Source organism: Paraflavitalea soli (assembly GCF_003555545.1).
Lineage (GTDB): Bacteria > Bacteroidota > Bacteroidia > Chitinophagales > Chitinophagaceae > Paraflavitalea > Paraflavitalea soli.
This window is the reverse complement of record NZ_CP032157.1, coordinates 5,261,198-5,275,233: the sequence shown is the minus strand read 5'-3', so window position 1 is coordinate 5,275,233 and position 14,036 is coordinate 5,261,198. Positions and strand designations below refer to the sequence as shown.

Annotated in this window: 14 protein-coding genes; 5 read left to right on the top strand and 9 right to left on the bottom strand. The window is 47.6% G+C overall.

All coding sequences use genetic code 11. The features are described from left to right. Positions 1–69: 69 nt before the first annotated feature. A complete protein-coding gene (locus D3H65_RS19705) occupies positions 70–1,575 on the top strand; it encodes a DUF5723 family protein (RefSeq protein ID WP_162915730.1) in 1,506 nt (501 codons plus the stop codon). Between the two features lie 197 nt (positions 1,576–1,772). Here the strand turns inward: D3H65_RS19705 and D3H65_RS19700 are convergent, their stop codons facing one another. The 7 genes from D3H65_RS19700 to D3H65_RS19670 form a co-directional block, all read right to left on the bottom strand. Next, positions 1,773–2,162, bottom strand: coding sequence for an RNA-binding S4 domain-containing protein (locus tag D3H65_RS19700; RefSeq protein ID WP_119051950.1), 390 nt, complete (start codon positions 2,160–2,162; stop codon positions 1,773–1,775). Positions 2,163–2,370: 208 nt separating this feature from the next. Beyond that, positions 2,371–3,744 (bottom strand): dipeptidase, encoded by a 1,374-nt coding sequence (locus D3H65_RS19695; protein WP_119051949.1) that lies wholly within the window; start codon positions 3,742–3,744, stop codon positions 2,371–2,373. A gap of 172 nt (positions 3,745–3,916) precedes the next feature. Then, entirely contained in the window at positions 3,917–4,912 is a 996-nt protein-coding gene (locus D3H65_RS19690) for a cation diffusion facilitator family transporter (RefSeq protein WP_119054580.1), read from the bottom strand. A 42-nt stretch (positions 4,913–4,954) separates the two neighbouring features. After that, positions 4,955–6,481, bottom strand: coding sequence for a T9SS type A sorting domain-containing protein (locus D3H65_RS19685; RefSeq protein WP_119051948.1), 1,527 nt, complete (start codon positions 6,479–6,481; stop codon positions 4,955–4,957). Between the two features lie 67 nt (positions 6,482–6,548). Beyond that, positions 6,549–7,193: a hypothetical protein gene (locus D3H65_RS19680; RefSeq protein WP_119051947.1), complete on the bottom strand. Its 645-nt coding sequence runs from the start codon at positions 7,191–7,193 to the stop codon at positions 6,549–6,551. 71 nt (positions 7,194–7,264) lie between these two features. Beyond that, the gene (locus tag D3H65_RS19675) at positions 7,265–7,900 is read right to left on the bottom strand and encodes a response regulator transcription factor (protein ID WP_119051946.1); all 636 of its coding nucleotides are present in this window, start codon (positions 7,898–7,900) and stop codon (positions 7,265–7,267) included. A 68-nt stretch (positions 7,901–7,968) separates the two neighbouring features. Continuing rightward, entirely contained in the window at positions 7,969–8,253 is a 285-nt protein-coding gene (locus tag D3H65_RS19670) for a sigma-70 family RNA polymerase sigma factor (RefSeq protein WP_119051945.1), read from the bottom strand. 575 nt (positions 8,254–8,828) lie between these two features. Between D3H65_RS19670 and D3H65_RS19665 the strand changes: the two genes are divergently transcribed. From D3H65_RS19665 to D3H65_RS19655, 3 genes are read left to right on the top strand one after another with little or no spacing between them, the layout of a single operon-like run. Beyond that, positions 8,829–9,386, top strand: a complete 558-nt coding sequence (locus tag D3H65_RS19665; RefSeq protein ID WP_119051944.1) for an RNA polymerase sigma factor — start codon at positions 8,829–8,831, stop codon at positions 9,384–9,386. Next, positions 9,370–10,284, top strand: a complete 915-nt coding sequence (locus D3H65_RS19660; RefSeq protein ID WP_119051943.1) for a hypothetical protein — start codon at positions 9,370–9,372, stop codon at positions 10,282–10,284. Before D3H65_RS19665 ends, D3H65_RS19660 begins: the two co-directional genes overlap by 17 nt. 43 nt (positions 10,285–10,327) lie before the next feature. Continuing rightward, entirely contained in the window at positions 10,328–11,047 is a 720-nt protein-coding gene (locus D3H65_RS19655) for a hypothetical protein (RefSeq protein ID WP_119051942.1), read from the top strand. A 29-nt stretch (positions 11,048–11,076) separates the two neighbouring features. On the opposite strand, the gene D3H65_RS19650 is transcribed toward D3H65_RS19655, so the two are convergent. Next, positions 11,077–12,891 carry an LptF/LptG family permease gene (locus D3H65_RS19650; RefSeq protein WP_119051941.1) on the bottom strand — a complete coding sequence of 605 codons (1,815 nt, stop codon included), beginning with the start codon at positions 12,889–12,891 and terminating at the stop codon, positions 11,077–11,079. A gap of 71 nt (positions 12,892–12,962) precedes the next feature. Here D3H65_RS19650 and D3H65_RS19645 point away from each other — a divergent pair, with 71 nt between their 5' ends. After that, positions 12,963–13,622 carry a hypothetical protein gene (locus tag D3H65_RS19645; RefSeq protein ID WP_162915729.1) on the top strand — a complete coding sequence of 220 codons (660 nt, stop codon included), beginning with the start codon at positions 12,963–12,965 and terminating at the stop codon, positions 13,620–13,622. Here D3H65_RS19645 and D3H65_RS19640 read toward each other — a convergent pair. Continuing rightward, positions 13,619–13,999, bottom strand: coding sequence for an START-like domain-containing protein (locus D3H65_RS19640; protein WP_119051939.1), 381 nt, complete (start codon positions 13,997–13,999; stop codon positions 13,619–13,621). The two genes, D3H65_RS19645 and D3H65_RS19640, sit on opposite strands and share 4 nt — an antisense overlap. Positions 14,000–14,036 lie beyond the last annotated feature (37 nt).

Here is a 14,036-nt window from a genome sequence, read left to right as displayed (position 1 = left end):
CTTTTACGTTTAAAGCGTAGTGTATCAATTTGATCAGTGACCATTTAACCCCTAAACCCTCTATACCGCATGTTTAAGCAATTAAACGGTCAGTTTCTATTGCGTAAAATGATCCTACCCTCCCTGCTGTGTAGTTCATTTATTACTTTTTCCCAGGATTATACTGGCTATCGTACCGGTAATTATACCGGCGTAAACAGCGTTTTCTTCAATCCCGCCAATATTGCCGATAGCCGCTATCGCTGGGATGTGAACCTGATCTCCGTGAGCGCCCTGGGTGGCAATAACCAGGCTTCCTTCAAGCTGAAAAACCTCAGTGAGTCTTTCAACGCCGACAGCCTGGAAAACCAGCTTTATGGCAGAAATGCCGGCCCTACCAGCGGCCTCATGAGCGCTAACCTGATAGGCCCTTCCTTCATGTTCAATGCCACCAAAAAAACAGCCATCGCTATTACCACCCGTAGCCGCGTGATGGCCAATGTAGAGGAGATTGATGGCACCTTGCTGCAGCAGGTCGTAGATGGCTACAACAGTGAGGCTGGTCTTCCTTACACCATCACTTCTGCTAAGAATATGTTCGTCAATATGAATGCCTGGACCGAATTTGGCGCCAGCGTAGGACAGGTGCTCATCGATAAAGACAAACACTTTCTCAAAGGAGGTATTACCTTCAAATACCTCGCCGGCGTAGGCAATGCCTACCTGCAGATCAAAAACCTGACAACCACCATCAATGAAGATAAAGTGGCCGACAAAGCCTACCTGTCTAATACCACCGGCCGCATTGGCACCGGATTTGGCGGGGCCAGCTTTGATAACTTTGAAGCCGATGACCTTACTTCTTTTGATAGCAAAGGTTTCGGTGCCGATATCGGCTTTGTGTATGAGTTCAGGCCCGACCAGGCCAAATACAGGACCGGAGATAATTATGAGTGGAAAAGATATGAGAACAAGTACAAACTGCGCATAGGTGTAGCTTTACTGGATATCGGCTCTTTAAAATACAAACGCGATATGACCCGCAGCGGCGCTTATGACCTGGGTGTTACAGGTGGCGAAAGATTCTACCTGTCAGAATTGTCCAATGTAGACCTGGATGATTATAAAAAGTTCTTCGATAGCAGGCCCCAGTTCTTTACCCCTGTTGCAGGTAACACAGAAAATGAATACAAAGTAGGCCTCCCTACTACTATGCAACTCGATGTAGACTATAACCTCTACCGCAATTTTTACCTCAGCTTTGCCGGTCAGTTCTCCCTGGTAAACAACGACAGCAAGCCATACAACAGCCAATACAAGAATACATTTACCCTTACACCCCGTTATGAGACCGGTAGGTTTGGTGCTTATTTACCCATCAACTACAATGAGCTCACCAAATTGAATGCAGGTGTGTCCCTTCGCTTCGGACCTGTATTTGTAGGGTCAGGTAGCGTGTTGACAGCCCTGGTAGGAGAGTCTAAGCAGGCCGATCTTCATATCGGTATCCGGTTTGGCGTATTGCACAAGAGTAAGGATGGCAAGAAGAAAAAGAAAGAGAAAGAAGAAAAGAAACCTGAACCTGCTAACCAATAGTTTTCTGATCAAAGGTATAGGTAAGACAAAAGCCCCCGGATTCGTCCGGTGGGCTTTTTTATTAGTTTATTTTTTACCTCCCCACGCTAACCTCCCGACTCTGAACTCCTCACGCTGAACGCTGCTTTACTCTTCCGGTCTTTCCGGCTTATTCCTCCCCCTCGCTGCCTTTTGCCTTGATGCCTTGTTGCCTTTTCCTACTCTTCCATAAACCCCCCAAGGTCCCTTCTTTCTTTTTTCGTGGGCCGCCCTATCTTGCTTTGGCGTTTACCCGTATGAAAACTGGCTGCCTGGTATTCAACCTTGTCCAGCTCTTCCGGTGGCGTAATATCCGTGTAGTATTTGATCGCTTCAGTATACGCCACCCGGTTGTGCAAAAGCGCCGTCACTTTTACCCGCCAGCGCCGCGCCTCAGTTTTTACATGGTATTCATCCCCAATAGATACCGTTTTGGATGGTTTTACCTGCATATCGTTGAGCTTCACCTTGCCGCTGTCGCAGGCTGCTGCTGCCAGCGCTCTCGTTTTGAACAAACGGATAGCCCACAGGTATTTATCAATGCGTAATTTTTCTTTTTCACTGCCCATACTGTAAAAGTAAAAAATCCCGGAGCTATTCGCTGCCGGGATCTGTAAAATTTAAGATAATGCTGCCCTAAGCCTGTCGCAGGCATCTAAAGAATACGACTGTCAGGCTGAGCTTGTCGAAGCCGTCTAAAGGGTGGGTCGCCCTCCCGGGGCGGCTCACCCTGATCTAAAGGAACCTGTCGAAGGCCCTCGCTGCCTCTATGCCTTCTTACCCCTTGTTGATTGCTGCAAAATATTGATGGAAATAAGGGATCGTTTCGATACCCTTATAAAAGTTCACCAGGTCAAATTTCTCATTGGGAGAGTGCAGGTTATCACTATCCAGCCCAAAGCCCATGAACACGATCTTTACACCCAGTTCACGCTCCAGGATCGAGCAGATAGGAATGCTGCCGCCGCCGCGTACCGGAATCGGTTTCTTTCCAAACGTAGTTTCAATCGCTTTGGCCGCTGCCTGGTAAGCCAGTGAATCGATCGGTGTCATATAGGCTTCACCGCCGTGCAGGTTCTCCGCGTGTACAGTCACAGAGGCCGGTGCTATCTTGCGGAAATAATTCAACAGCATCTCCGTGATGTTGTCTGATGACTGGTTGGGAACCAGCCTGGCCGATATCTTGGCAAAAGCTTTGGAAGGCAATACCGTCTTGGCGCCTTCACCCGTAAAGCCCCCCCAGATGCCATTCAGTTCAAGCGTAGGACGAATGCCCGTGCGTTCATTCGTGGTAAATCCTTTTTCTCCCCACAGTTCTTGTACACCCAGGTCTTTTTTGTACTCCGCTTCATCGAAAGGTGCCTGCGCCATCAGGTTGCGTTCTTCCTGTCCCGCTTCTACCACATCATTGTAAAATCCGGGAATCGTAATATGATTGTTCTCATCATGGCAGGAAGCGATCATCTTGGCCAGTATCGTGATCGGATTGGCTACCGCACCACCATATACACCACTGTGCAGATCACGGTTGGCCCCGGTCACTTCCACCTGGATATAAGCCAGTCCCCGTACCCCAATATCCATCGATGGGTTTTCCATACTGATCATAGCCGTATCACTGATCAGGATCACATCACATTTCAGCAGGTCTTTATGGGCGGCTACAAACTTGCCTAGGTTGGGTGATCCTACTTCTTCTTCTCCTTCTATCAGGAATTTAATATTCGTAGGCTGCGAATTCGTGTTCGTCATTAATTCCAGCGCTTTCACATGCATATAGAACTGTCCTTTGTCATCTGCCGATCCCCGTGCATAAATACGCCCATCTTTGATCACCGGCTCAAAAGGGCCGCTATGCCATAAGTTCAACGGATCAGGCGGCTGTACATCATAATGCCCATACACCAGCACCGTTGGTTTCGAAGCATCCACGATCTTTTCTGCATATACCACCGGGTGACCATCCGTTTCATACACTGTGGCAGTAGCAGCGCCGGCATTCAGTAAACTTTGTTTTACCGCTGCTGCACACCTTTTCATATCCTCCTTATTCGCACTATTCGAACTGATCGAAGGAATGCGCAACAAGTCCAGCAACTCATTCAAAAAGCGGTCCTTATTCTTTTCCTGATATTCTTTCCAGGCTTGCATATTGACAGATTTAATAAGTATTACAATAGATGATCGGGAAGCGAATATAGGCTGTTTTCCCGAACTGGTTTTGCCCCTTTGTCAGGCTAAGCTTGTCGAAGGGTGGGTCGCCCTCAAAGGGCGGCTCACCCTGATCTAAAGGAGCTTGTCGGGGCCTCACTTATCAGGCTTTTTATTGATCAGTAGCCAATTGGTGTTTCTTATTGAGTGGAAGATTCTCCAGCGTCCAGGGCAATTGCCTTTCGAAGGGCTTCTTACGCACCGTACAATCTTTTTTGGTACAAATGCTGCAGGAGAAATCAAGACAGCCATCCGAATGCACAAATAGCTCCAGCGTATCGCCAAACTCCCGCCTGATGAGGTCGGACAGTTCATCGATTTCCCGGTGCGCCTCATGCACATTAAAATACCAGGGTACCGTAAGGTGACAATCCACGTGCAGCTGCCCGCCATATTTGATCACCCGCAGGTTGTGCAGGTCTATCCAATTTTCACGCCGGTTCTTGTTCAGCACTTCTACCATTTTTAACAGCAGTTCCTTATCTGCTTCATCCATAATACCCGCTATCGAGCTTCGCAGGATGCGGTAGCCCGTAAAGATCAGTATACCGGCAAATAGCAAGGCTACGGCCCCATCCAGCCAGGGTATATCCGTAAAATAGATTAGGGCCAGGCCCGCAATGATGCCGATGGTAGAGTAGGTGTCCGACTGCAGGTGTTTGCCGCTGGCAATCAACGCCAGCGAGTTGTTTTTCTTTCCTTTTTGAATGCAGATATATCCCATCACAAAGTTGATGAGCGCCGTAAGAGCTACCAGGATAATACCGTAATCCAGTTTTTGAAGCGGTTGTGGATGCAGCAGGTTGTCTACTGCTTCATAGATGATGATGACCCCGGCTACGCCGATCAGTGTCCCTTCTACAGCGGCAGAAAGAAATTCCGCTTTACCATGACCATAAGGGTGATTTTCATCCCGTGGCTTCGCTGCCACAAACAAGCTGTACAGGCCAATAAAGCCTGCTGTTACATTGACCGTGCTTTCCAACGCATCCGTAAGGATGGCTACCGAGCGGGTTAAAAAATAAGCTACGATCTTAATGAGGAACAGGCATACCCCTATTGCTACCACCCATTTCTGTATACGAAGATTTTCCCTGCCTGTTTCCAAATCAACCGGTTTGCGCAAAAGTAATTTATTCCTTAGCGCCAGCTACCGTACCACCATTACTTTTTCCTTAAAATGAGCGCCGGGTCCAAATGCGTCGGGAATAGAGAGTATATAAGTGCCGGATTGTAACTGGCGTATGTTTACCTGTTGCGTGCCTTTGATCCTTATTTTTTGAACAAGCTTGCCATGGAGGTCCATGATCTGCGCTTCTTTCTGGCCATCTACCCCTTCCAGCCGTATGCTGAATTGCCCTTCATTCGGATTGGGCCAGATGAGCACATTGACACTCGTTTCACCCCGCACGGCCTTTATCAGCGAATAATAGGCCCTGTCGTCCAGGTCAACCTGCCGCAGGCGGTAATAGCTTACCCCTTTATAAGCATTGCCATCTGCAAACGAATAATCAAGCGCCACCGTACTATTGCCATTGGATGCCTGCGAAGCCACAAATCCTTTTGAAACAAAATTCGTTTCATTGTCCAGCCTGCGCTCGATATCAAACCCTTTATTGTTTTGTTCCGTTTGTGTTTGCCAGCTCACCTGCACATTACTGATCGTCAGACGCCTTACATTGAAATTGGTGAGGCGTACCGGCAATGCCGTAGATAATAGACCGATACCAAATTCACTGAAGCCCCCCAGGTTATTCCGGATAGCATAGCCTTGTGCCGCTAAGCGGCCAGCTCCTCCATTGGCATTGACCGTACTGCCTGCCGGTACCGACCAGTCCGCTCCGTTCGTAGATCCTTCCGGCCTGCGCAGGATCGTAAACTGGTTGTCTGCCAGGCTCGCAAATCCATTCAGGTATAAGGTAAGGTTGTACTTGCCTGCAGAAGGAGCAGCATTGGGCGTAAGGTGCCAGACGCCGCCATTGTGGATGCTTACGTAGGCCGATCCCTGCTCTGTAACCAGCAGGCCGGCATCCGTTCCGGCTTTGGGCCCAAAGGAAGCATCGATATAGGTTACATTGTTCAGTGCATTAGCCGTTAGATTGCTCAATACTGCCAGATGCGGTTGAGTCGTATTGCCTACCGGGAAAACATAACTGTTGACCGTAGCAGGGCTTACCGTACGCCGTAAGGTGCCGTTGAACCAGCCATTGCTGAAATTGGGATTACTGGCATCCGCCTCTATCGCCAGTTGAGCGTTGGCCGGCGTCACCGCCATAAAAGAGCCCGTATGTATAATACCCTTTATCAGATACCATTTATTGGAAATGATATTGCTGCCAAGCATAAGACTGCTGCCGTCCACATCAATACGTCCAAAGGCATTGGAGCTGCTGAGCGATTGATTGCTCGTACTGTTAAAAATAAAGCTGCCATTACCATACAGATAACCCGTAACCGTGTTATCCGTAAAGGCTGAGCCAATCCCGCTGCTATTGCCAATCCGTATCGTTCCATCATTCACCAGGTTGCTGCCATCGCCTAGCAGGATATCCCCTTCTATAGTAACATTGGCGCCAGCCTGAATATACACCGCAGCGCCAGACTGGACCGTTATCTGCGTATAGCCTTTCAGCATGCCAATTACAAGGATGCCAGTAATGAAGGTTTGCTTACTCATAATATATTCTTGAAAGTCTGATGATTCAAATGCCAGGAGTAACACACGCTCTACTCGCCACTCACACTTATGGTTTATACACTACAAAGTGGAAGTTGCTATCCGTATCTGCACCGGTAATGTTATACGTGCTCACCTGCAGCTTTCCTGCGCCGCTGCCCGTAGCTGCAATGATGGGAGCGATGGTGCCAATGGGCGTCACCACCGTGATGTATTGCTGAAACTGGTAATTTTCACCCGTAATGGTGATCTCGTAAAAGCCTGTTGAAGTATGCGATACCGTGAAATTGCCACTGCCAGTGTTTGCGAAGCCCGTTGAACTTACATTGCCATAGGCAATTGGCAGCAGGTTGGCTGTGCCTGTCTTGCTTGTGCGGGTCAACTCATTGGTAATATCTATACTCCCTGTGCTGTTTACCGTAAGCATCGGCGTTCCCTGGATGGTTAGATGCACTTTGCCGGTGGCATTGCCGAAGCCTGTTCCAAAATCCACATCTTCTGGACTGCCGGCAAAAGAACCAATATAACCCCGGTAAACATTCGTCTCATAGATAGCCAGGTACATATTGGCAGCGCCGTTAAAACGCGCTACAAAAGATTCAGGGCTCCATACATCCAGTTTGTAAAGTGGATTGGGAATACCGATGCCTACATTCTGGCTTTTGCTGATCAGGGATGATAACAGGAGGAGGAAGGTGAGTAGTTGTTTCATTGCAGTTACTATTTTACCCAAAACTACTCTGCCGAAAAGAAGAATTTACTACATGATCATGTAGTAAAACATCAGACCAGGCCATCCTTAATGGCTTTCGAAACCGCTTCTGTAGCTGAATGTACGTGCAGCTTGTCGTAGATCTTCTTTATATAGAAGCGAACCGTATCGTGACTGATCTTGAGTTGGGCGGCGATCATTTTATAACTGAACCCCTGCACCAGTAATTGAAGTATGCTGATCTCTTTTTCCGAAAGGTCCGTTTTCTCCTGGTCACTGTTGTGCGCGGGCGGTATCATCAGCAATACCTTACGCGCCACCGAACCAGTCATAGGCGCACCACCTGTCAGTACATTACGGATAGCTGAAGGAACTTCTATAGAAGCATAGCGCTTTAAGATATAACCACTGGCCCCCGCACAAATGGCGCGGAAGATGTTTTCGTTGTCATCAAAAACAGTCAGCATAATGATCGGAAGCTGTGCATCGATCCGGCGGATCCGCCGCACCGCTTCCACCCCATTCACCCCCGGCATGTCGATGTCCATCAGCACTACCTCAGGTTTCAGTTCCCGGACATCCGTTTCCACCGTTTCCGCATTGGGGATGCCCGCTATGAATTCCAGGTCAGGCTCTTCTCCCAACAAGGTTTCCATGCTTTGCCGCAGTGCTTCATTGTCGTCGTATAATAGGATCTTTACCGCCATTAGCAAATTAAAAGTAAGACAACAAAACAAAAGCGCCCACTACATTATCATGTAGTACAGCCGGTTTGTTACTTTTTGCATTTGATCCGCAATTCCGAATACAGGAAATGATGGATGGGAGGCGTTATTTGCGTAAAATCCCCTTTTTCCCATAACTCAATAAATAGACCGTCTACCACCTCGTGGCAAAGGGCAGGATCGCCCGTTAACGTGTAAGCAAATAACAACAGGTCTTCCGAGTATTCTTTGTAGAGGGCAGCGAAAGCTTTAATATTTTTATTCTTCAGTCCTTCCAGCAGCGTCAATTCATCTTCAAAATCAGCGTGGTCCATACCACTCAGTTTCGTACTCATAATTTGTTTTAATAGGGGGCATACAGGATATAAACAGTCACCACTGCCAGCACACATGCCTGGTGCGTGCTGGCAATAATGACAAGGGAAAGATTGGGTACGGACATGCCCCGTGCTCCGAAACACATGCTTGAGCAACGAGGATAGTGAAGGGTGCAATAATTAATGTAACAAGAGTGAAAATGCCGGGGGCAGGAAAAAACCACTCCCCCTACCTCGCCGGCATGGGATTCACTCGGGTGAACTAAACATTTACTGAAAAACCACCACCTGTATCATTGTAAGCGTTTTTGTATCCGGGCAACACACATTTTGCCTGCCCGGATGCAAACAGCATCCGACCGCTGCTCAACACTAACTGACTCCACAGGAAAAAAAGAGGTAAGCACTGATGTGCAAGAGTTTGATCAACAAGCTATAACCTGTTAACAATGTCGTTTCTATCTCTTAGACCCGTAATTGATCCCGGGCGTTTCGTCGATCCCAAAAAAAATCAAACTTTTTTTCTGGCCAGGGCAAGTGGGTGTTAACGTAATGGAAGGCCGGGGTAATCGGAAAAATCAGATATTTGTCCGATGGAACCTCTACGCAACGCCCCTCCTCTTTTTGAGGTCTTGACTCAAAAGGCTGCTAATGGTGATAACAGGGCCTTTCAACAACTCTATGACCTTATAGCAGGCAGGATGTATAGCTTATGTCTGCGCTATGCCGGAAATTCCAATGATGCCAACGACTGTTTCCAGGAGGGTTTTGTAAAACTTTACAGGCACCTTTCCGGTTTCAGGGGTGAGGGTTCCTTCGAGGGGTGGGCACGCAGGATCTTTGTGGGAACCTGTATTGATTTCATCAAGAAAAAGAAGGCCGTTTTTACAGTGATCAGCGATGATATGGACATTGCAGCTGATGGATTGAATGGGTACGATAAGCTGACCAATGATGACCTGATGAAGACCATCAGCGCTATGCCCGATGGCTACCGTACCGTTATCAACCTATACCTGGTAGAAGGGTATAACCATAAAGAAATAGGTGAACTGCTGAATATTTCGGAAGAAGGCAGCCGGTCACAGTTGTTCAGGGCAAGGGTGTACCTCCAAAAACAATTTAAAGAAGCCCATGGCGAACAGATCTGACATACTGAGTAAGCTACGGGAATACGAGGTACAACCTCCGCCGGAGGCATTCCACAACCTGCTGGCCAGGTTGGAGGCCGGGTCAGATGACCAGCAGTGGCTGGGCGCCTGGCAGAACCTGCAGGAGCTGGAAGTATCGCCACCTCCTTTTATGTCCGTGGCCATCGCCAATGCCGTTAAAGAAAACCCTCTGTTTGCTGCTTTACAGGAAATGGTTGTTGCACCACCCGCGGGCGCATTTGACCGCATACTCCGGGAGGCCGCTCCCCGCGAAGGCAAAACACCCCCTTCCATCGCACCCATCAGAAAGCTGTACCTACGTTACGGCGCCATCGCTGCCGTACTGCTCCTGGTGATAGCAGGGTGGGGTATATACCGTTTCAATCACCGGCCGCCTGCCCATCCATCCCCTGAGTTGGTCCAAACCACCATCCCGGCTGCCTTACCGGAAACCGCAGCAGTTCATCCATCATCACCTGCGCCTGGGGTCACAGCCATCGCCCGGTACCGGGAATATGATAATGTAAAAACCGAGAACTATTTTAAGAACAACAGGTTTACTGCCGGAGGGGCTGGCATGACAATGGTGGACAATGACTTTATAGTCACATTTGCCAGTTATCAGTATGAGCAATTGCCTGCTTTTTTAACAGAGGAAGAGGACAGTGAAATGATGATCAGGCTGGATCAATACAGCTATTTCACCATCTCCGAAAATATGATGAGCAGCCTGAAAAGGATGTACCAGCGCAGATCCAGAGGTACACCAACCAGGAGGGCCAGGAAGGAGAAGCAAAAACTGGAACAATGGAAGCTGGCCGATGAGACCTGGTTTGACCATAAACGTATCCATAATCCACTGGACCCTATCGATCTCGCCGAATTCATTTTTAAATAATAGTTCATTGATGCAAGTGTTTGTCACTGCTTAATTTTAGATCATGTCACTAATCCGGTTTGTTTGTATTGTGGTGGTTGCCGTAGGAAGTTTGTCCTTCAAGCAAGTGCCTGGTTCAACCCCTGCTCCATCGTCCCCCGCCGGCCATAAGGCTGGTGATGACCTGACGATCACCTATACCATTGAATTAACGAAAGCAAGAAAGAAAAGCATCGGAATAGGAGAGACCTATAATGGTGGCACCAAGACCATCTTTGTGAGCAATGGCCTCGCAAGGTTGCGCCTGGTAAGCCTGATGCGGATGCAAAGCATTTTTATTTTACCTCCCGGCAATGAAGAACGCACAGCTGTCATTGTAAAAGAATCAGGTAAGAACAAAAACAAGGTATATTTAACCGCCACACAGTGGAAGCAATACAACGCGAAATATGACCAGGCTACCTGCCGCCTGCTGGATGATACCGCCGTCATTTCGGGTTATCCTTGTAATAAGGCCATTATTACCCTGGCAGATGGCAGAAATATTACCGCATTTTATACGAAGCAGATCCAGCGTTCGGAACTCGCGGCTGTAGAGCCCGTTTTCTCCTGTATTCCCGGCCTCGTATTAAAGTATACCTATGAATACAAAAAGGGAAAGATAACCTACACAGCTACTGCTGTAAGCAAAAAACAGATCGACCAGGGAATCCTGAAAGTGCCTTCCAAAGGATATACAGAACAACCTTATCAATCTTCCTCCGCCAATGAAGACAGAAATTAGGTAACTGCGTAAAACTGGTAGTGCTGCTTTTAATGCTTCTCCGTCTCGTCTTTCATCGCAGCTATTACTTCTTCTTCTGTCACTTCTACCTGTTCAGAGGTTAGTTTGTCTGTAGCTTTGCGACTATTCTTTTTGCGGAACATCCGTATGATGCGGGAATAGAATTCCTTGTTAAACAACTGGGAGTCGTGTAGTGCTTTATAGATCAGGAAAAAGCCAATAGGCAGCAGCACGATCGTAGCCAGCCACATCCCCGCAAAGGGTTGCAGTACATCCTCCTTCACAAACTTCCTTCCGAAGTTATTCAGCAGGAAGAAGATCACGAAAAAGGCCACCGCAAATACAACAGGCGTACCGATACCTCCTTTGCGCACAATAGAACCCAGCGGAGCCCCTATCAGGAACAATACCAGTACAGCGATCGACATCGTAAACTTTTCGTGCCAGGTCATCAGGTGCACCCGTAGTTCTTTACGCCTGTTCTCATATTCAGCAGAAGCGCCTTCCATCGTAGACTTAATCGAATTGGCAAAGGAAATACTTTGGTCCAGTACACTTGAGCGGGCGCTGTCTGGCAGCATTTTCCGGAAAGCCATATCTGCCTGCGCTGCTGCATTCCTTTTAGCTACCGAATCCTGTTGGGCTGCCGTAAGCTTTTTCACGGGTGCGTCCTTTTTCACTGCTGTATCTTTCTGTACCGTCGTATCCTTTTTCGCCACCGTATCCTGCCTGGCAGCCGTATCCTTTCTTGCCGCCGCCATCTTTTTTATAAGCGCATTCCTTTTCAACAACCGTTCCCTGATCGTCGCCGAATCCTTTTTTACCCCTGTGTCCTTTTTCACCACGGCATCCTTCTTCGCTACCGTATCCTTTTTTACCAGCGTATCCTTTTTGAGAATCGTATCTTTTTTCACATCAGGTATAGCAACCTTCGTCCAGCCGCTATCTATGTATTGCATGAAAGGCAGGTAAGACTTTAATTCCGCCTTATGCCGCTGGTGAAACTGATTCAGTGTCCTGCGCAGGGAATCGATCGACTTATTCAGTTGCCCGATACTCAGCATCTCTGCCCGGTCTTTGTACACACTGTCTGAAGTAAAGTTCAGCGTCGTTAGTGAACTGAGATCAAGCACCTTCTTGTATTCCTTAAAGCCCAGCCGGTAAAACCGGCTATTGGTGCTATTCCTTTCTCCTTCTTCCTCATAGCGCCAGCCATTCTGCAGGGTAAACTCCAGCGAGTGTTTATCGTCCGACATGCGCATGATGCCCCGTTTGGCGGCGATCATATTGTCCTGCACATTCGGGCTGCTTTCATAAATAATGATATCATTCAGGATCGAATCGTTGACCTTTTTGGCCACCTTGATCGAATACCCCGGGATCATGTTGTAGAAAGTACCTTCCTTCAGGTCGAAGGCCGGCTTTTTATTCACCAGGTCATACTGAAGTGTTTTCATCTTCAGGTTGGCTATCGGTATCACGTTGTTGTTGAAGTAGAAAGCCAGTCCCGCCAGGAGGATGGTGGTCACCAGCAGGGAGCGCATAAAGCGCAACAGGCCAATGCCGGCCGATTTAATGGCTACCAGTTCAAATGTTTCACCCAGGTTGCCAAAGGTCATGATAGAGGAAAGTAATACCGCCAGCGGCAGTGCCAGCGGCACCAGCGTAGCACTCAGGTAAATGATCAGGCGCAGGATGGTGAGCCCATCGATACCCTTACCCACAAAATCATCGATCCACAGCCAGAAGAACTGTAGTATCAATACAAACAGCGTGAGGAAAAAGGTGGCAATGAAGGGGCCTATAAAGGCCTTCAATACCAATAAATCCAGTTTTTTGATCACGATAGCTAATTTCGTATGTAGAATTCCGAATTTAGGATTAAAGTTCGTATCTGCTTATCTGCGCTCCTGTCTTGCAGCAATCCGGAACCCTAAATTCTAAATCCGAAATAATTTTCATTATGGACGCGGCAAAAATACAGCTTTCAACAGAGGAATCAACCCTGGTACAGAATGCTCACTGGCTTTTAACAAAGAATACAATTATGGAAAAAGTGGTGGCCCTATTAGGGCAACTGATCTCTCCTGTAAAACACACCCTTGATCATTTAAGGGTGTGTTTACCGGTAGCCGTTGCAACTTCTGCTCCCAAAATATCCAAAGGAGAAAAATATGAAGGATTGCCCTGGGCCGTCCTTGATTTTCCACGTGTATTTGGTAAAGAAGATACCTGCGCCATCCGCACCTTCTTCTGGTGGGGGCATTTTTTCAGTATTACGCTCCACTTGAAAGGAACGTATCAGCAACAATACAGCGCTGTACTAATAGAAAACATTCCGCTGCTGACACAGCATGACTTTTACATTTGCATAGCGAATAACGAATGGCAGCATCATTTTAGGGAAGACAATTATGTCCCGCTACATCAATTAGATAAGCCCACGATAGAAAAATGGCTATCGGGTAGTGACTTCTGTAAGTTATCCGCTAACATTCCGTTGGAGCAGTGGGAGCTGGCTCACGGAAAATTACTGCACCTGTACCAGGTGATATTGCAAGCGCTGGGTCATTAATTGCCCAGGCGGTGAAATAAGTCCTTAACCTGATAAGCCCATAACTGGCTTTGATCTTTCACTTCCCCTTTCTCTGCAAAATCACGGATCACCAAAATAGTCTGATTAGTAACTTCTGATTTCTCAATGCGAAACTCAAAAAATTCATCAGTAGGTTGGTGTAACCAATGAAACCGGATGTATTTATCCTGCTCAGTCTCTAATACTTCAGCCCTATCTGTTGTCCCATTCCAGGAAAAACTAAAAACATTATCCCGCTCATCCACTTTATCAGCAAACCATTCCTGCAAACCAGCAGCTGTACTAAGGAATTCATATAAAATGGAAGGAGAACATCTTAACGGATACTCTAACGTAAATTGTTGTTTCTTACTCATCTACTCCTTGTATTGATCTTTTTGTAATACCAATGCG